Origin of the sequence: Streptomyces sp. NPDC016640 (assembly GCF_043076215.1) — a bacterium.
In the GTDB taxonomy this organism is placed as follows: Bacteria; Actinomycetota; Actinomycetes; order Streptomycetales; family Streptomycetaceae; genus Streptomyces.
In genome coordinates this window covers 111,471-128,714 of record NZ_JBIBRG010000016.1, presented here as the reverse complement: position 1 = coordinate 128,714, position 17,244 = coordinate 111,471, and the positions used below count along the sequence as shown (strand labels likewise).

The 17,244-nt window shown below is 69.7% G+C and carries 19 protein-coding genes and 5 pseudogenes; 14 read left to right on the top strand and 10 right to left on the bottom strand.

Annotated elements, in window-relative coordinates; genetic code table 11:
• Window positions 1-207 precede the first annotated feature (207 nt).
• Window positions 208-597, bottom strand: a complete 390-nt coding sequence (locus ACF07S_RS28200; protein ID WP_391975467.1) for a hypothetical protein — start codon at window positions 595-597, stop codon at window positions 208-210.
• 205 nt (window positions 598-802) lie between these two features.
• Window positions 803-1,159: an STAS domain-containing protein gene (locus ACF07S_RS28195; protein ID WP_391966371.1), complete on the bottom strand. Its 357-nt coding sequence runs from the start codon at window positions 1,157-1,159 to the stop codon at window positions 803-805.
• Window positions 1,160-1,355: 196 nt separating this feature from the next.
• Here ACF07S_RS28195 and ACF07S_RS28190 point away from each other — a divergent pair, with 196 nt between their 5' ends.
• From ACF07S_RS28190 to ACF07S_RS28180, 3 genes are all read left to right on the top strand, one after another.
• Window positions 1,356-1,835 (top strand): ATP-binding protein, encoded by a 480-nt coding sequence (locus ACF07S_RS28190; protein WP_391966370.1) that lies wholly within the window; start codon window positions 1,356-1,358, stop codon window positions 1,833-1,835.
• 141 nt (window positions 1,836-1,976) lie between these two features.
• The gene (locus ACF07S_RS28185; protein WP_391966369.1) at window positions 1,977-2,390 is read left to right on the top strand and encodes an STAS domain-containing protein; all 414 of its coding nucleotides are present in this window, start codon (window positions 1,977-1,979) and stop codon (window positions 2,388-2,390) included.
• A gap of 9 nt (window positions 2,391-2,399) precedes the next feature.
• A complete protein-coding gene (locus ACF07S_RS28180) occupies window positions 2,400-2,687 on the top strand; it encodes a hypothetical protein (RefSeq protein WP_391966368.1) in 288 nt (95 codons plus the stop codon).
• Between the two features lie 145 nt (window positions 2,688-2,832).
• Here ACF07S_RS28180 and ACF07S_RS28175 read toward each other — a convergent pair.
• Window positions 2,833-2,967 (bottom strand): annotated as a pseudogene (locus ACF07S_RS28175) (IS5/IS1182 family transposase); the annotation flags it as partial.
• A gap of 14 nt (window positions 2,968-2,981) precedes the next feature.
• On the opposite strand from ACF07S_RS28175, the pseudogene ACF07S_RS28170 reads away from it, so the two are divergent.
• The 5 genes and pseudogenes from ACF07S_RS28170 to ACF07S_RS28150 form a co-directional block, all read left to right on the top strand.
• A pseudogene (locus ACF07S_RS28170) lies at window positions 2,982-3,053 on the top strand (hypothetical protein); the annotation flags it as partial.
• A gap of 151 nt (window positions 3,054-3,204) precedes the next feature.
• Window positions 3,205-3,645, top strand: coding sequence for a hypothetical protein (locus ACF07S_RS28165; protein ID WP_391966367.1), 441 nt, complete (start codon window positions 3,205-3,207; stop codon window positions 3,643-3,645).
• Between the two features lie 71 nt (window positions 3,646-3,716).
• A complete protein-coding gene (locus ACF07S_RS28160; RefSeq protein WP_391966366.1) occupies window positions 3,717-4,580 on the top strand; it encodes a DUF1963 domain-containing protein in 864 nt (287 codons plus the stop codon).
• A gap of 358 nt (window positions 4,581-4,938) precedes the next feature.
• Complete coding sequence (locus ACF07S_RS28155; RefSeq protein WP_391966365.1) at window positions 4,939-5,184, top strand: DUF5133 domain-containing protein; 246 nt, start codon at window positions 4,939-4,941, stop codon at window positions 5,182-5,184.
• 244 nt (window positions 5,185-5,428) lie between these two features.
• A complete protein-coding gene (locus ACF07S_RS28150) occupies window positions 5,429-5,842 on the top strand; it encodes an SRPBCC family protein (RefSeq protein WP_391966364.1) in 414 nt (137 codons plus the stop codon).
• 331 nt (window positions 5,843-6,173) lie between these two features.
• Here the strand turns inward: ACF07S_RS28150 and ACF07S_RS28145 are convergent.
• Window positions 6,174-6,302, bottom strand: a pseudogene (locus ACF07S_RS28145) (IS6 family transposase); the annotation flags it as partial.
• 296 nt (window positions 6,303-6,598) lie between these two features.
• Between ACF07S_RS28145 and ACF07S_RS28140 the strand changes: the two are divergent.
• On the top strand, window positions 6,599-7,942 hold the full coding sequence (locus tag ACF07S_RS28140) for an endonuclease domain-containing protein (protein WP_391975466.1): 1,344 nt from the start codon (window positions 6,599-6,601) through the stop codon (window positions 7,940-7,942).
• Window positions 7,943-8,020: 78 nt separating this feature from the next.
• Window positions 8,021-8,347: pseudogene (locus ACF07S_RS28135) on the top strand (IS6 family transposase); the annotation flags it as partial.
• A 444-nt stretch (window positions 8,348-8,791) separates the two neighbouring features.
• Here the strand turns inward: ACF07S_RS28135 and ACF07S_RS28130 are convergent.
• Window positions 8,792-9,031, bottom strand: a pseudogene (locus ACF07S_RS28130) (IS6 family transposase); the annotation flags it as partial.
• Window positions 9,032-9,184: 153 nt separating this feature from the next.
• Here ACF07S_RS28130 and ACF07S_RS28125 point away from each other — a divergent pair.
• The 4 genes from ACF07S_RS28125 (at window position 9,185) to ACF07S_RS28110 (ending at window position 13,522) form a co-directional block, all read left to right on the top strand.
• Complete coding sequence (locus tag ACF07S_RS28125; protein ID WP_391975465.1) at window positions 9,185-10,708, top strand: Gfo/Idh/MocA family oxidoreductase; 1,524 nt, start codon at window positions 9,185-9,187, stop codon at window positions 10,706-10,708.
• Window positions 10,709-11,693: 985 nt separating this feature from the next.
• Window positions 11,694-11,921, top strand: a complete 228-nt coding sequence (locus tag ACF07S_RS28120; protein WP_391966360.1) for a hypothetical protein — start codon at window positions 11,694-11,696, stop codon at window positions 11,919-11,921.
• Between the two features lie 769 nt (window positions 11,922-12,690).
• Window positions 12,691-12,894 (top strand): hypothetical protein, encoded by a 204-nt coding sequence (locus ACF07S_RS28115; protein ID WP_391966359.1) that lies wholly within the window; start codon window positions 12,691-12,693, stop codon window positions 12,892-12,894.
• A gap of 127 nt (window positions 12,895-13,021) precedes the next feature.
• Entirely contained in the window at window positions 13,022-13,522 is a 501-nt protein-coding gene (locus ACF07S_RS28110) for a transposase family protein (protein WP_391966358.1), read from the top strand.
• Between the two features lie 720 nt (window positions 13,523-14,242).
• Here the strand turns inward: ACF07S_RS28110 and ACF07S_RS28105 are convergent.
• The 5 genes from ACF07S_RS28105 to ACF07S_RS28085 form a co-directional block, all read right to left on the bottom strand.
• Window positions 14,243-14,710: a transposase gene (locus ACF07S_RS28105; protein ID WP_391975511.1), complete on the bottom strand. Its 468-nt coding sequence runs from the start codon at window positions 14,708-14,710 to the stop codon at window positions 14,243-14,245.
• A 109-nt stretch (window positions 14,711-14,819) separates the two neighbouring features.
• The gene (locus ACF07S_RS28100; RefSeq protein ID WP_391975464.1) at window positions 14,820-15,107 is read right to left on the bottom strand and encodes a hypothetical protein; all 288 of its coding nucleotides are present in this window, start codon (window positions 15,105-15,107) and stop codon (window positions 14,820-14,822) included.
• Complete coding sequence (locus ACF07S_RS28095) at window positions 15,104-15,277, bottom strand: hypothetical protein (protein ID WP_391975463.1); 174 nt, start codon at window positions 15,275-15,277, stop codon at window positions 15,104-15,106. The genes ACF07S_RS28100 and ACF07S_RS28095 overlap by 4 nt, the downstream gene beginning before the upstream one ends.
• A gap of 13 nt (window positions 15,278-15,290) precedes the next feature.
• Window positions 15,291-15,860 carry a winged helix-turn-helix domain-containing protein gene (locus tag ACF07S_RS28090; protein WP_391975462.1) on the bottom strand — a complete coding sequence of 190 codons (570 nt, stop codon included), beginning with the start codon at window positions 15,858-15,860 and terminating at the stop codon, window positions 15,291-15,293.
• A gap of 291 nt (window positions 15,861-16,151) precedes the next feature.
• A complete protein-coding gene (locus ACF07S_RS28085; RefSeq protein WP_391975510.1) occupies window positions 16,152-17,081 on the bottom strand; it encodes an amino acid ABC transporter permease in 930 nt (309 codons plus the stop codon).
• Between the last annotated feature and the right edge of the window lie 163 nt (window positions 17,082-17,244).

Sequence of the window (17,244 nt, the reverse complement as noted above, 5' to 3'; positions counted from 1 at the left end):
CCACCCTGCATCAGCGGGTCGAGGGGCGTCAGGCTGGAATGGGTACTTTGCGCAAGCGCTCGGGGAACGGTCACGGTGACCGTCCTTCGCACAAGATTCTCTGCAGCGCCCAGGGAGTTCCGCGGTTTGATCGATATGGCGCTGATGGTCAGCAGTTTCGCTCCCGGTCGGCCTGGTATCAGACGACTGGCCCCGGTTTGGCGGGGTTTACCAGCAGAACCATCCGTTCTGCACGTAGCCCTCCGCGTTGACGTTGCCCCAGGCGAAGCCGCGCACGTACTCGCTGCCGAACTCCGCGTAGTTCTGGTACACGGTGAACGTCTGTCCACTGGTGAGCTGGGCGAACGGCGTGCCACCGTAGGAACTGCGGACATCGAGCGTCTGGGCGCACACGGTCAGGCGGTTACCGACGTCGCTGTATTGCGCCCACCGGTGGGGGCCGCCGGCGTAGGCGGCGGACTGGGTGACGGCGAGTATCAGCGCCGTGAGTACGGCGGTGAGAGAGCCTCCGAGAGCCGCACGCCGCGCCGACCGCCGGGGACGACGGATCTCGCGCGGGGTCGATTCGGACCGCTGACGTAACGCTGATGCGACCACAGTGTTGTCTCCTTGCCTCGGTGAATCACAGCACGGACACAGTAGGTGGACAGGCTGGCTTGCGATAGCCGCACAGGCGGCGAGCCCTCCCCGTGCCTGTGCAGGTCACCATGTGGTTTCGGTGGGGCCGGGCCGCCGTGCCCGCGCCGGTCGTCGATGCAGCGGTGAGGGCCGGCAGGGAGAGACCTGGCAGGAGTGCTGGGGGTCAGCTGGCGGGCTGGGGTGCGAGGGCGTCGTCGAGGGTGGGGTGCAGCGGGATGACGGTGTCGAGGCCGACGATGTGCAGCAGGTCGAGGACTGGTCCGGGGGTGTGGGCCAGGCGCAGCCAGCCGCCGCGGGTCTGGGCGGTGTTGTTCGCGGCGACGAGGATGTTGATGCCGCTGGAGTCCATGAAGGTGACGTCGCGGAAGTCGGCGACCGTGTGCGGGGCGGAGCCGTCCGGTGCGGTCAGGGCCTGGCGGAGGATGTCGGCTGTGGTGTGGTCGATGTCCCCGGTCAGGGCGACGACGCGCACGCCGCCGGCGGTGGTGTGCCGGGAGACGGACAGCTGGGCCTGGCTCATACCGTCTCCGTCCGGTCTTTGGCGGGCGCTCGCTGCTGCGAGGCCGCTGTCCACGCAAACGTATGCCGCCGCGCGGTGTCAACTGTGTCATACCGGGTGGGGAGCGCCTGGGGCGGGCAGCCGGTAGAGGATCGTGCGATGCTTCGCGGACACGACGCGAAGTTCGTGTGATGATCGTGTGAGGCGGGGCGGGCGTATGGAGCAGGCCGCGGGGGACGAGGGACAGAAAACCGGGGACGACAGTTCGCTGTCGGCGTCTGCCGCCTACGACGGCGACCCTTCCTGCATCGGGGCGGCCCGGCATCTGGCGGCCGGCTTCCTCACCGAGGTGCAGGCCGTGCACGGCCTGCCGGTCTCCGAGCGGGCGATGGGCATGACGCAACTGGTGGTCAGCGAGCTGGTCACCAACGCGGTGAAGTACGCACCCGGCCCCGTCCTGCTCGATCTGCAGGTCAGCGACGGCGCGGTACGTGTGTCGGTGTGGGACAGCGACCCGGTCCTGCCCGACGTCGCCGCCACCGACCCGAGGCGCGTCGGACGCCATGGCCTGGAGATCACCCTCGCCGTCAGCCAGGCCTACGAAGTGCGCCGGGAACCGGTCGGCAAACGCGTCACCGCCGTGATCGCACTCGCCGACGACCCCGGCGGAGACATCGCCGGCCGCATCACCCCCTGACCCCACCCCGGTACCCTGCACCACGAGCCCATGCGAGACGATGCTGGGCAAGCCACCGGATGAGACCGGGGGGAGTGGAAACGGGACCGGAAAACCGGTGACAATCTCAGTCTGCCCCCGCACCGGCCGGGCAGTAGTGACATGCAGGTGACCTTCGGCAAAGAGGGGCGGTCCACCGTGGTGACGGTTCAGTTGCGCCATAACGACGTGACCGTGGCCCGGCTGCCCGATGTCGTCGCCTTCGACACCATCACTGAACTGCGCCCGCAGCTTCTGGCGCTGTTGGAGGAGAGCGGCTGCCGCCACCTCGTGCTGGACATGTCCTCAATCGACTACTTCGACTCCTCCGGGCTGGCCATGCTGCTGGGCGTGAGGCACCGAAGCCAGGCAGCCGGCGCCGCGCTCACGCTGGCCGCGCCGCCTTTGTTCATCAGCCGCATGCTGGACATCACCCAGGCCATCACCCTCCTGACCGTGGCCCCTTCCGTGCATGAGGCACTGCGCACACGCCACAGGACTCGCAGGGACGATGCTCAAGGAGCAGAACAGGGCTGAGCACCGAGGGTGCTCAGCGTCGGCTCCGACATTGTCCACGTCACACCGGAGATCCCCTTCCCCGGGCGCGGTCCCACCTCCTACGGCCTGCCCTCGGTCAGCTGGCTGGCGGTGTTCACGATCCACGGCAGCGTCCACTCGGCTCCTGCCCGCCACCCCGGGGCCGTGCTGCCGTACCGGCCTTCCGCCTCGGCCCGGACGTTGGCCGCGAGGGTGCGCAAGTCCTTCGCCCTCCAGCTCACCGGCCACGCCCGCACCGTCGCTGCCGACGCGGCCTGCGACGGGGGACCGTGGTGACTGGTCCGTTGGGCTCACCGTGGCCGCGGTTGCCTATGCGGTTCATCGCCGCCCGGCCCTGAGCGGCTCGGCCACGGCCGGCATCGCCGCGATGGCCGCAGTCCCCGCCGTCGTCGTCACGGTCGGCAGTGAGCCGTTTTCAACCTCATGCCGATACGTGGTGGAGGAAGGGAACGGCTTTCACTATGTCGGTGATGCGGTCGGTGCTGCAGCGCGGCTTCCGCAGCAGGCGCCGTCCTTTCAACGCGGCCATGGCCTGCTCGCCGACGCAACGGATCTCAGGGACTCGCCGGACTGCCGAACCTCGCCCACCTCAAGCTGAGCGGCGGCCAGCTCCGCGACCTCTCGCCGTTCGCGGCTCTCCCTCGACTCCAGTCCCTCGAACTCCACAACTGCAACGAGCTGACGACGCTCGAAGGGCTGGACGGCCACCCCCGACTGGCGCAGCTCGGGATCCACGGCAGTGCGGTACTGCGCACCACAGAGGGGTCTGGGCAGGCTGCCGGCACTGCGGAAGTTGACTTCGACCAGTTGCTCCGCGCCGACCGACCTCAAGGACCTCGGCCGCCTGCCCGCGCTGACCCTGCTGTACATGAAGGACCTGGAATCGCTCAGCGCCCTTCGGGACTGCTCCGGCCTGCGTGAACTGACCCTCCGCTCCCTGAGCGACTGCCCCTTGGTCGAGGACATACCCGTGGAACGGCTCAGCTCGCTCACCGTGGCCGGCCCGCGCTGGGCCGCGCTGAAGGACATCACCCTGTTCACCGCTCTGCCCCACCCCGCCGGACTCGACCTGCGCCACTGCCGGTCGCTCGGGGACATCCGGCGGCTGCTCGACATGCCGGCGCTGACACACGTCCACCTGGCCGAACGGATCGCGACCTCACCGTCGGGCGCCCCCGATCCCGTGGTGACCGAACTCGGGGCACGAGGCGTGACCGTCACGCTGCACCACTGACCGTCCACGATCCGCCGCTCACCCGGCGCGATGCCTCCCGCCGAACCGACGTGGCCGCAAGGAGACTTCTCATGTCCCCCGAAAACCTGGACACACTGAACGAGTTCCGTGAGAGGGCCCTCGCGGAGGGCATCCCCCCGGACGACATCGCACGGCGGGTGGCCACCGCCCGACCCTGCGCCCTGCTGACCTCCATGGGAGACGGACCGGTGGTGGGCCGGCTCGGCGGGCCCCTCATGCTCCCCGCGGACACCCCCGGCCCCTGGTGCAAGCTCGCCGCCACCATCGACCTCGCCGCGCTGCCCGCCGGAGTGACCGACCTCGACCTGCCCGCCGACGGCCACCTGCTGCTGTTCGCCGACCCCGACCCCGACCCCGACCGGATCGACCAGGGAAACCTGGGTAGTGCGCTCCACATTCCCGTCGGCACACCCGTCGAGGAACGCCCTGTGGACCTCGACCCCGAATGGAAGAACCACCCGTACGAAACGGATCTCCCGGAGGGGTCGCTCCACCTGAGAACCGACGTCTCCCTGCCGTACTGCACCTCGGTCTGCGCTCCCGGGCAGCCTTTGCACTGCGTGGATCACCCGGAGCACCCCCATGCGAACGAACTGATCGACGTATGGACGGAGATCGAGATGCCGGGCGACGGCATCGGCCGCGGGCTTCAGCTCGGTGGATACGCAGAGGACGAGCACTGGGCGGAGGACCCCGGTGCGACGGCCGGACGGGAGGCGGCACGAGCGGTGGCCCGAGGCGAACTGCCCGCGCCCGATACGGACGTACGTCCCGAGGACCGGGTGTGTCTCGCCCAGTGGATGCACGGGATCTGCGGCCTGGAGATGTCCTGCTCCTCATGGCCGATCGCCCGGCAGGACCTGGCCGCGGGACGCTTCGACCGGGTCTGCGCCACCATGACCCGGAACCCGTGACACCCGCAGGACGCTGACCCCGGGCCCGATGCTGCTCGGTGGCCGGTTCGGCGCCGCCGAGGCCGAGCGGTGGGACTCGTCCACCACGTCGTGCCGGACGGGACGGCGACCGCCCCGGGTCTCGCCCGCGGCAGGCGCCTGGTCACCGGCCCCGCCGCCGCGACGGCACCGCCACGGGGTCGGGACAGGCCGAAGGACAGTGAGCACGGTGGCGTAGACCTCTCGATGCGGGGCATTTGAAGGTCTGCTTGACGCCGTCCGGTGATGAACCGTGGTGTCCGGCGTCGTGGATGCAGCTGATTCCCCGCGGTGCGGCCGGCCGCACCGCGGGATGGGCTTCGAGGGGAGAGGTATCATCATGGTCCTTCCGGCGGAGAGGGAATTGCGCGCCGTGCTGGCCCGTTTTGCTCAGGCGCGCATCGAACACGACGTGCGCCCTACCGGCCGCACCAGCCGGGATCTCGAAGACTCGACGTACACGCTGTGCGTGATGACCGGGGTCCGCACCGTCGAGCAGGCCCTGCTCGCGGCCGACGCATTGCTCGAGCGGTACAGCGCGGGCCGTGTGAGTGTCTCCCAGGAGGACGAGACGCTGGCCGCGTAAGGCTGTAAGGCTGGATCCCCTCCGCCTGTCGCTGCGCCGGGCGACGGCGCGCTGCCCGGACCGTGACCATGGCGGTGCCGGCCGGTCTGCCGCCGGGCCGTCGGCAACTCCGCGTCCGCCGGCAGCGGCCGGCGGACGCGCCGCAGACCGTGCTGAGTGGGCGGCGGCGAGCGACCGATGCGCCCACCGGGCGGTGAATCCGCCATTCCGTTTCATGGTGTGGCCGTTCGGGGACCAAAAGGTCATGGGTGACTACAGCGACACGATTACGGTGGCAGTGCCGCCGGAACGGCTTTTCTCCTACCTCGCCGACGTACAGAACCTGCCCGCCTACCTGCCGCGCCTGACCTCCGTGCGCCCTCATGACGGTGACAAGGTCACCGTGACCGCCCATATCGACCCTGTCGACGCCCCGGAACAGGACGTCACCAGCGAGGCGTGGATCCGTGTGGTCGAAGAGGGCAAGAGCCTGGAGTGGGGCGCACCGGGCCCGCACGACTATCACGGTCGCCTGCACGTCGCAGGCGGCGACGGCGACGGCACCTCTCGACTCACCGTCGAACTGCACACCGAAAGTGCTGAAGGAGAGCAGATCGATCACGGCCTCGACGAGGCTCTGACCGGTATCAAGAACGCCGTCGAGCGTGCGGAGCACTGACCTCTCCGGACGCAGCCGGCACGGGCACGCGCCCAGCGGCCACGGGCGGCCACCGCGCAGCTGGGACCGGCCGACTCCTCTGCGGCTGCCGCGAGCACCGCAGTGCCTGCCCCCGGTCCTGCCTCACAGGCTGAAGGTGTGGTCATCGCGAAGAGGAGCAGACGGGCGCTGCCTCGTCCGTGCTGTTCAAGTGCATCCTGCGGATGCGCCCTACCTGGCGAGTTCGTGCACGGTAGGCGGACAGACGTCGAGTTCGGGTGTTGGCACGTCGGTGGATGCACGACGGTCTGATGGTGCGCGCGGTATGCGGGCTCGCGATCCGGGGCTGCGGTCAGGTGGTGACGGATTGGCCGACAGACCCGGTGATCCGGTCCCAGATGGCGAAGCGGGCGGCGATCTCGGCTCGGCAGTGGGGAGCGGTCATCAGGTGGCGGCGGGGTCGGAAGTGCGGTGAGATTCCGCCGGAGCCCTTCCGGGGACTGCTCGCGCCGGGCGTACCAGCGGGCCACGGTCGCCGACGACGCACCGGTGTGCTGCACGGCCCGGGCCCGGCTCACCACCCGCCGACCGCCCTCGATCCGGCGCAACGCTCCGTCCCCGCTCGTCACCCGCACTCCCTCGCCTTGTGCGCAGCGCGGCATCGTTGCGACGTGTCGGCTTTGTGGCAGTCGCAAATCGTCAGTCGCCGCCATGGGACGGCACATCCACAGGCGGTCGACCGACGTGAAACCGGGACATCGCAATTAGCCTGTGGGTATGTCGGAGCGTGTCATGCCCGGTCGCACGGACGGCCTGATCCCCCTGGTCGCCGCGGACGCTCTGTGGGCCGATTTGACGGCCGACAGTGCTGTGCCGACGGCTTCTGGGGCATTCACCTGTTCTCCTGCCCGTGTCCGGGCGGGGTACGTCTTGCTCGGCGGCCACGTGGTGGCGACGGTGAGGACGAGCGGAGGTCGGTGGAGTGTTGTGGAGGGTGAGGTGCGCCTGGCGGCCGCAGGACTGAACGCGGTGGGGATGGATCGGCAGGACCTGGTTCGCATCGGCCCGTTTCGTCGGGCATCTGGGCAGGAGCGCGACGAGGAGACGAGGCTGCGTTGGCGTCGGCGCATCGCGGGGGAACTGCAGGAACTGGGCGGCCCCGAGCGGGCGGCACACCGTGAAGCCGGCCGCCCGTACCATCTGGCCGGGATCGACTGGCGGAAGATACTCGTGGAGCAGACCCGCGACGGGACGCAGCGCACGTGGTGGCTGCCGCGCGCTGTGGTCAGGCTGCTGGACGCGGCCGAGCACGCCGAAACGCAGTGGGTGCAAGCCGCGCGGACCCGCCAGGCAAACACGGCCGTCACCGACCCGCCCTCCCACCCCCGGCAGACCCCAGACGCCGACGGTCGGCGGACGAGGAGTCTCGAGAGCCCCACCGCCTCGCTGCGCCCGTACCACAAAGAGCTGGAAGGCCAGCTGTACTCGGTGTTCAGCAGGAAGCCCGCTGCCTCCCGCAGGGTGGCTGAGTGGGCGTGTGCCGTCTGCCGCACCGCACCCGCCACCGTGCTCGACCATTGCCACGAACACGGCTACGTCCGCGCCCCCCTCTGCCAGTCCTGCAACACACAAGAACGTCCGGACCACCTCTACAGCAACGACATCCGCGTGGCGAACCGCTACACACGCCTCTTCCACACCCACACCGACGACTGGCTCCGCCACTGGCACCGCTGCCCCGGCTGCCGCGCACGCACCACCCTGCCCCTGCCGCACCTCGCCGCATGGACCGCCTACACAGCCTGTCGGTCACTGCGCCCGACCCACCCCGCCCCCCGCGGGCGCAAGCCCTGTGGTGTCCTGCGCGTGTCCTGGACGGGCAGTCAGAACGCCCCCCGTTCCTGCCTGCTCACCGTCACCGTCGACTTCTGTCCCTCCGGCGAGCACCGTGTCCTGGCGCAAGTCCCCTACCGCGAGGCCGTCGAGCAGTTTCGCGTCTGGTTGACCGAGACGGCCCCTGCCGTGGCCGCTGCGGCCGGTCCCGACCGCCTGGACGGCCTCCCCGCACAGTTCCGGCCCGTCATCGCAGACACCAGCGGCGAGGATCCGGGATTGTTTTGAGCAGGCACCGGGGGCACTGTCACGTTGGCTGACCGGTAGGGATGATTTCCCGGTTGATCAGCTTGGGAAGGGCCGCCCGTGGGGAGCGTGTCGCCGTCGCACGAGGGGCACCGGTATCCGGTCGAGATCATTTCCCACTGCGTGTGGTGGTACCACCGCTTCCTGCTGTCGTTCCGCGAGGTCGAGGAGCTGATGCTCGAGCGCGGGACCGTCGTCTCCTGCGGGACGGTGCCCCGCTGGTGTGCCGGGTTCGGACAGCAGTACGCGAGTGCGCTGCGCCGCCGGCAGGCCCGTCCTGGTGCCACATGGCACCAGGACGAGGTCTTCATCACGGTCAGTGGGGAACGGAAGTATCTGTGGGGGGCCGTCGTCCAGGACGGCGGCGTCCTGGACATCCTGGCGCAGACCACCGGAACAAGGCCGCGACCAGTCGGATCAGCCAATTCGTCGTGTCCGCGCCTCCCCTCGCCGAGGCGACCGGAGAACCGGACATGATCGACATCATGTTCCAGAGCGACGACAGGGGGGTCACCCTGTCCGGTTCGGTCCTCGAGCACGGGGACGCACGGCAAGGGCGCCGCCTCCCGTCCGTCCTGGAACTCCGCGGCCTCGGGCTCAGTACCGCCGGGGACCCGGACTTCACCAGGGGCCCATCCGGACCCGGCACATGTCACGGTGAGTGTGGGGGAGAGCCCGAGGCGCACACCATCGACCTGCGGACGGGACGGGAGGACAGGAAGCAGCGCATCCGCCTGGCCGAGAGCCTGCTCACCGCGGAGTATCTGCCGGGCACGCGCCACACGGCGGTGCTCACCACCGGCAGGATCGCCGAACTCCGGCGTCGGTCCCGAGGAAGGCCTCGTCCAGCTGCCGTTCGTCCCCGGGCCGGGGCCGCCGGCGGCGCAGCGCGCCGACGCAGCCCTGCCCGAACTCCGCACACCACCGCCGGACCGTCCCGCAGGAGACGACCGCACCGCGCCCGAGCATCAGCTCCCGACCTCGCGGTACGACAACGGAAAGCGGTGGGAGAGCCCCACACAGTGGGACATGACCGAACCGGTACCGATGTCCTCTCAACCCATGTGGCAGTGCCGTTCAACCTGTCCGGTTTCCCGCGCCCGGAGGAGGCCTATATCGTCGGCGACGGCGTTCCGCCCGAGCTGCGCTGCCGCGGCCCGGGGCATCCGTGACGCTTCGGTACCGGCACCGCAGCCCATGCCCGATCCAGGTGGAGAGGCCGACATGAAGAATCTGCTGGTGATCGGCGTCGGTCCGCACGCCCGCAGATCCCACCTGCCTGCTCTGGCGGCCGGGCAGGCAGCCGGGCTCGTCGGCACAATCTGCGGCGTGGACGTTCTCGGGGCTGCGAACGTTGTGGTCGCCTACGACGCCGATGACGGCCCCCGCTCCGTGCCGGTGACGTTGGTCGAGCCCTTCGACTCCCGGGAACGGACGCTGCCGGACGGTGTACGGCGTACCCTGGACGAGCTGGTGGCCCGTCGCGGCATCGACGCGGTCGTGGTGTCCACCGAACCCGCCTATCACGTGGTCTACACCCGCTGGGCGCTGGAACGGGGACTGAGCGTACTGCTCGACAAGCCGCTGGGCGTGCGCACCGATGCCTCCACCGACCCCCGGCAGGCGAGCGCCACCCTCGCGGACGTCGACGACCTGCTCGTCCGGTACCAGGCAGCCCGAGGGCGCCACCCCGAGATCCTGGTGAGCGTGCAGTCGCAGCGGCGCTATCACCCGGCGTTCTGGCGGATGCGGCAGCTCATCACGGAGATCGCCGAGGAGACCAATTGTCCGGTGACCTCCGTGCAGTCCTTCCACAGCGACGGGCAGTGGCGGCTGCCCGACGAACTGCTCGACCTGAGCTACCACGGCTACGACCGCGGTTACGGCAAGTGTGCTCACAGCGGCTACCACTTCTTCGACATCATCCCGTGGCTGCTGGCCGCCGGCGAACGCAGCGGCAAGACCTCCGACACCGTGAAGGTCCACGCCCGGGTCACCCGGCCCACAGACCTCCTGGCGCAGCTCGGTGTCGTCGACCACGAGCGGCTTTTCCCCGGCTTCGCCGCACGCAACCCGTACAGCACGCAGGAGTTGCACACGGCGGCCCGCGGCTTCGGTGAGGTGGACGCCTTCATCTCCATGGCGTTCCAGAGCGCCGACCGCACCATGACACTCGGCAGCCTCAACCTCGTCCACAACGGCTTCTCCCAGCGGGGGAACTTCGCCCCGGCGACCGGCCTCGGCCTCTACAAGGACAACGGCCGGGTGCGGCAGGAAACCCACATCATTCAGCAAGGCCCCTTCCAGGCCCTGCATTTCCACTCGTTACAGACCCTGGACGACGGTCGGTGCACCAACGACCGTTACGCAGCGGGCGGCGATGGCCACGTCGAGGTGCACGTCTTCCGCAACAGCCGGTTCCGACCGGCTTGGGCGGCCCACACCCGTCTCGACCACGGGGCTCTGACCAGCACCTGGGAAGGTCAGGTGGCCCACCCGACGCAGCAATCCTCCAGACGCCGCTCCTCTCAGGAGTTCCTGTACTACCTCAACGGGCGACGGACCCGCGAACAGATGCGCTCCGAGCTCACCAGCCACCGCACGGCCGCCACCCTGATGGCAGGCGCCTACCTGTCGATGGCCACGCAGTGGACCGGCGGCTCCTCCGAGACCACGCTGAGCCTCGGACCGACACACACGAGCGTTCCCTCGCCCGCCCGCGGTCCCAGGGCGGATGCTGCACTGTGACCCCTCTCCCCGCGCCCCACGCTGCCGTCCCCGTCCGCGCTGACGGGCCAGGCGCTGCCCCTCGTTCCGGCCGACTGCCCCGCACACGGGCGACATCACCGCGATCGGGCGGGCGACCGGCGGCGACGTGAGCCATGTCATCCGCATCCGAGGCACCGGGGAAGCGCGATCACCAAGATCCGCCGTGACCGGTTCTCCCGCATCCCGGTCCTGTGAACCGATCCGGTACCGATCGCCGACGAGCGACGATGCCGCAGACGCACCAAGCGGCTGACGCTTCGCCCTCGCCCTGCCCGAACTGCCGGCCGTGGCTGGCGGGGAAGGCGTCCGTCATCACCATCGCGTGGGTGTCGTCGTGGAAGCCGAGGACCGGGGGAGTCGCGGGGCGCCCACGGGCGGCTGTCCCTCGCCACCTTCCTCTGTAGCGCAGCCGACCCTGCCCCGGCATGCCGGCCGCATCCCAGCGCGGCCTCGGCAGGCGCTCGAGGACGGAGATCGCGACGGGTGCGCTGCAGGGTGTCCAGGCGGGCGTGGCGATGTCGGTTCCGCCTCGCCCGATGAGCGCCCGGCGGGACGCCTCAACGAACGATCGCGCCGAGGGGAACGGCGTCCCGGAGGACGTTGCCGGCGTCCGCATGGCCGCCAGGCGTTCCAGCTAGCCGGGCTGCCCTGACTACTGACCGGCAGTCCCGCCACTGTCTCAGGCCGAGGGCACAGCGGCTCAGTCCCACGAGCACAGCATTTCCTCACCGCCCGGGCCGGCCGGGCCCGGGCGGACGAACCGCCGAACTGCGATTCCGCCTCGGGGTGCCCCGGGGCCGCGGTGCACCGTGAGGGCCCGCCGGGCCCGTGTCCAGGTGGGAGCTGGGCAGTCCGGGCACAGGTGCCCCTGTGGAGGGTAGCCGCCCCCGGCAGACAGGAACGATTGGTCCCTTCAGGGGACTGCAGGCGTATCCGCGAAGGCATCGTGGAAGTTGATCACGGTATGAAGACATTCTCCCGCATCCTCGCCATCACCGCGCTCACCACCGGTGCAGCCCTTGCCTCCGTGGCCCCCGCACAGGCCGGCATCATCGACGGCGCGCTCAACAACGTCTCTGCCCTGAGTCCCGGCAACATCCTGGGCACGCTCACCAACGGCGCCCTCTCGGGCGCGTCGAACAACAACGGGAACACGAAGGCGCAGGGCACGGAGAACAACAGCACCGGCTGAACACCTGCGCGCCCACCGCTACGGAGTGGGCAGCGTGACCCCGGTGAACGGGGCTCGTTGAGGGGTGACGCGGCGCAAGCCTCCGGGGCTGGTCGGCTCCGGAGGCTTCGTCGTTCCCGCCGTCTGTGTTCATGCCGCGCCTGATGCCAGGATCGTGAGGTTGTGCCGCGCGATGCGGGCGGTCCTGGCATCGTGGCAGAAGGCCGCTGCGGTGCGGGTGGAGGAACTCGGCGCCGAGTCGGAGCGGGTGCGGTCGGCGCCGGCCGAGGCGGAGGAGGTGCTCCGACGCCGGGGCATCGGCCTGGCGCAGTATCTGGAGGCGCCGGCCGGGACGGATGCTCCTGCTGTGGTGATCGACGGCCGGTCGTCGGGGGAAGACCGGTGCGGCCGACCGGGCCACGCACGGTGGTTTCTCACCGGAAGGACGCGGCCGGGCCGCGAGGCCCTGGCGGTTGAATTACCAGACGTTGATGGTCACCGTCGGGCGGTGACGGTCCTGGGCCGGGACAGCGCATCCGCCTCCCGAGGGGAAGGAGTGCGCGCGGTCCAAGCGGCTGGTGGAGCCGGGCCGCTTCAGCCCAGGAGGGTAGGGGGCGGGCATACCATGAATTGATCCTTTCAGGAAATCGAGCCTCCATCGGACCTGGAGCGGTTCATTCGTTCGAGCGGCCCAACTGCGTGGTTCATCAGTCGCGTTGACTGCATGATCGGTTCCACCAGGGGCAGTCGTGAGCACAGCTGACAACGTTGGCCACCTGAGGAGGCAAGTGTGAGTGAAACCCGCTCGAAGCTCGTTCCCGCCACCCGACTGCACGCTCTGGTCGTGCTGCTTCTCGGCTTGGTGGCGCTCACCAGCTCAGCCGGTTCTTTGCGCGACGGCGCCGCGATCCTCCCGGTCACGGCGCTGGTGCTGTCCGTCATCGCGATCGTACTCGGAGGCTACGGTCTGGCCACCGCTCGCCGCACACGCTGACCAAGGACCTGCCGAAGAACAACATGCAGGCGAGTGACACGCCGACTTGCGATTTCAGGCCTCGAAACCCACGGATTGATTCCCGGCAGGCCCTGACGAGCCCGTGCACGGTGAGCGATGAGGTGTCGTGCTCCTGATCGCCGTTCATGGTCGTGTGGTGAGGAACGCGTCGTGCGCAGCGGTCATCAGCGACCGGAGGGTCACGGGCCTGTCGGCCGACGTGATCGCTGAACCCGTGGCCGAGCTCGGTCCGTTGTGGCGTGAACGACACCGGGCCAGGCTTGTGCCCGGACCGCGGAAGCGCGCGCTGGGCACCGCCGCGAAGCACCCACTGCTCTTCGTCGACCGGCTCCTGGCCATCCTCGTGCACCTCCGATACGGGGCCACGCACGGCGTGCTGGCTTGCTGGTTCGACGTGGACCGCTCCACCATCACCCGCGCCATTGGCGAGGTGCGACCTCTGCCGGCCGAGCGGGGAGGCAGTTGTGGGCCCCGGCCTTCGGTTGCGGACTCCGGCCGAGGTCGTCGCCCACCTCGGTGCCGGCGGGAAGACCGGGATCGCCGACGGCACCGAGAGCCGCGCCCGGCGGCCTGCCGCCGGGCGCAAGGACCGGCATCGTCCACCTGAAGAACTGACGTGCTCTGTCCCGCCACCTCGGTCGCCGCGAGCACATGAGCCACACCGTCCAGGCCGTCGCCGGCCTGCTGTCCCCTCAGCAGGCCGCGGACCTGACGTCGGCACGGCGGACGTGAACATCGAGCTCCGCCGCCATCCTCGACGCCTCACCGCTTACCGTGCACGAGCTCATTGGGAAAGAACGAAACACGAAGTGCAATCCAGTTCCTCCCGGACCGCCTCTGAGTATCCGTGAAGCTGGCGAAGCCATCCGTTTTTGGCCTTTCCCGAAGGAGGCAGGAGGCGAGGGACGGGGAGGGGGTAGACGGCAGTCATGGACGGCACACGATTGCGGCAGGACGAGCAGGGCCCACAGGAGGCCCGTGCTCGAGGGACCATGCGAATCTGGCGGTGGGCCAGATGGGCGGCGCTTCTCCTCGCGGTCAGCTGGTTGGCCAGTTGGGCCAGCAGTCTCATCCAGGGGGAGAGGGGACGGGACATGTGGTGGCCGTTGGCCAGTACCGTCATCTGGGCGGCACTGGCTGTGTACGGCTTTGTGACCTATCGCCGGATCAGGACAACGACCTTGCCTGCCATCATGCGTCGACCGCACGCCTGACCAACTCGTCCGGCACCATCCCCGGCCGGCCCGCTTCCCTTCCCCATCCACCGTCGGGACTGCTGCGTGATCGGGTGACAACGGGGTTCATGCAGCCAGAGCCGCGGGTGGGGTCATGATGGTCTCGTACTCGACAGGGGCAATCGGTCCAGGCGTCTTTGGCGCCGGCGCCGGTGGCAGGTCCGCTCGAGCCAGGTCACGATCGCGATTCGCGACTCCTGGCGAGCGGCCCAGACACGGCGGTCGAGGACGTTCTTCTGCAGCAGCGCGAAGAAGCTCTCCATCGCAGCGTTGTCACCCGCCGCCCCGACGCGGCCCATCGAGCAGGCCAGGCCATGCCGGGTGAGTACGGCAGCAGCCTTCCGTGACCGGAACTGCGAGCCGCGGTCCGCATGCACCACGCACCCGGCCACCCGGCCACGGCGGGCGACGGCGGACTCCAGCGCGGCCACGGCGAGGCGGGACTCCGTGCGGGCGTCGGTGGAGCAGCCCATGATGCGGCCCGGGAAGGCGTCCTTGACGGCGCACAGATACGGCTTCCCCTCGCGGGTGGCGTGCTCGGCGATGTTCGTGAGCCACAGCCTGTTCGGCCCGTCGGCGGTGAAGGTGCGGCGTTACCCGCTCATCGTGGACCGGCGGCCCGGACCTGGCGTTCCTGCCGCGGCCCCTGCGCTTGCCGAAGGCGCTCCATCAGCCGTTGTCCCGGCAGATCCGCCAGGCGGTCCGCTCGGCCGTCGGCTCACCGGCGACGCGGGCCTCGTCGAGAAGGAAGCGGTGACCGAGCCCGGGATCGTCACGGTGCGCGTCGCCCAGGGCACTGGCCCGGTATGCCTCGGACAGCTCGGTATCGGTGACCGGCCGGTCCAGCCACCGGCAGCAGGGCCGGCGGGCCGGCCCGAGCACCCGGCACGTCACCGCCACCGGCACCCGGTGAGGGGCAGCGGCTGCGGCCAGCTCGTGGAGGAGAGGGTACGTCATTCTGCCGGCAGGTTCGCCTGCGACGGATACGCCGCAGCCCTCTGCAGCACCTCGGTCTCCTGCTCCAGCAGCCGGATGCGCTTGCGGGCCTCGCGCAGCCAGTGCGCACGGCCGGGCCCGATCAGGTCGGAATCCGAGGCGGGTCCGGACGGCGCAGTGGCAACGCCCATGGCGGTTTTCTGCTCAAGGCCGGCGGCAAGGTGCGGTGTCGGGGTCCTCTTGCCGGTCGGGCACGTACTTGTAGCCCACGCGCCGCACGGTGACGATCCGGTGCCGGTGAACTCTGCCCAGCTTGCGGCGCAGCCGCGCGATGTGGACATCCACGGTGCGGCCGTCGCCGATGTGGTCGTAGCCCCAGATGCCGGCCATCAACTGCTCGCGCGAATGCACCTGGTGGGGATGTAGAACGAGATGGGCCAGCAGCCCGAACTCCAGGTAGGTGAGATCGAGTTCACGTCCGTCCAGCTCTGCGGCATGTCGCGCGGGATCGATGCGCACGCCGCCGTCTCCCGTCTGCTGCACGGGAGGTGCGTCCGTATAGGCGACCGGCCGGATCTCCGGTCGTGTCACGTCCTTCGCGAAGAGCTGGGCGGGATCGGTGCCCTCGGGGACGAGTACGAGGTAGCCGACGAGGGGAGCGGAACCGTTTCCCTCGTCGCCGAACTGCGCGGTGTCGCCCACGAGGCGGAGATGGCGCATGTCGGGGAGTGGCGAATTCAATGGAGTGGCCTGGGCCGGAAGTGCCGTGGTCATGGCGGTCGTCCTTCAGGAGGGCGTCGGGCCATCAGGCGCAGCGGTGGCTTTGCCTGATCACCTGGATGAGAGAGAAGGAGCGGGGTGGCACGCGCAACGTGTGAGCGGCGTGCCCTCTACGCGCGACAGCAGGCGGCGCTGACGACGTGACCAAAGTCGACATGCCGACGACGAACGAGTCGCTGCTGCGTGTGGGCCATGTGCATCATCCTGCGCACCCGATGGGCGGGTCGTCAATGCTTTCCTAGTAAATCGATGGGAAATGCAGGGAAAGCAACACCGCGGGTGGGCTCACCGGCCACGGTCGACTGCCGGGCGGGCGTCGGGCTCCGTCGCCCTGTACAGCCGGGCACGCACCGCGGCCAGATGGACCCTGAGCTTTTCCAGAGGCGTGGGCGGCAGCGCGCGGGCGGAGCCACGCGCGCAGTGGCGCTCGACGTAGAACTGCCCCGCGCTGAGCACGGTCGTGACCGCGATGTACCAGAGGGTGGCGACCATCAGCAGCGGGATGACCCGGTACGTCTGGTTGTAGACCAGCTGCACCGAGTACAGCAGGTCGTGCACGGCCAGCACGCTGACGATGCTGGTGCCCTTCAGGGTGCCGATCAGCATGTTCCCGGCGGTCGGCACGATGGAGCGCATCGCCTGCGGAATGACGATCCGGCGCAGGGTGCGCCGTCTGCCGATGCCGAGAGCCTGGGCGGCTTCCGTCTGGCCGGAGTCGACGGAGAGGATGCCGCCGCGCACCACCTCGGCGGCGTAGGCGGCTTCGTGCAGGGTCAGGCCGATGACGGCGGTGAGGGTGGGGCCGAGCAGGTTGACCGTCTTGACGGTGACGAACTCGGGCCCGAAGGGGATGCCGAGGCCGAGCGTCGGGTAGAGAGCGCCGATGTTGAACCAGAACAGCAGCTGTGCCAGCAGCGGAGTGGACCGGAAGATCCACACGTAACCCCAACTCAGCGTGCGCAGTACAGGATCGGCAGAAAGCCGCATGACGGCCAGGGGGATGCCGAGCAGGAAGCCGAGCACCATCACCACGCCGGTCAGCCACAGGGTGAGCAGCAGCCCGTCGAGCACGGCGGCGGTGGTGAAGTACCGGCCGACGACATCCCACTGGAAGGCGCGGTTGCGGATGACGGAGTTGACCACCATCGCGAAGAGTACGCGGCCTCGTCGACCGGGGTGCCGACGACGACACCGCCGGCACGCGGGGGAGCCCAGGTCGGGCCGCGCTCCTCGCAGTCCCCGGCGGGCAGCACCCCGACGGGCTCACCCCGCGCCGGGGCCTTCCGGCGGTTCCGCCCGTCCGGCTCGGTGCCCTCGCGCGACGGGGCCCCGATCCCTCCCTTGACCGGTGCCGCCGCCGAGCCGTGCGCGCCCTGCC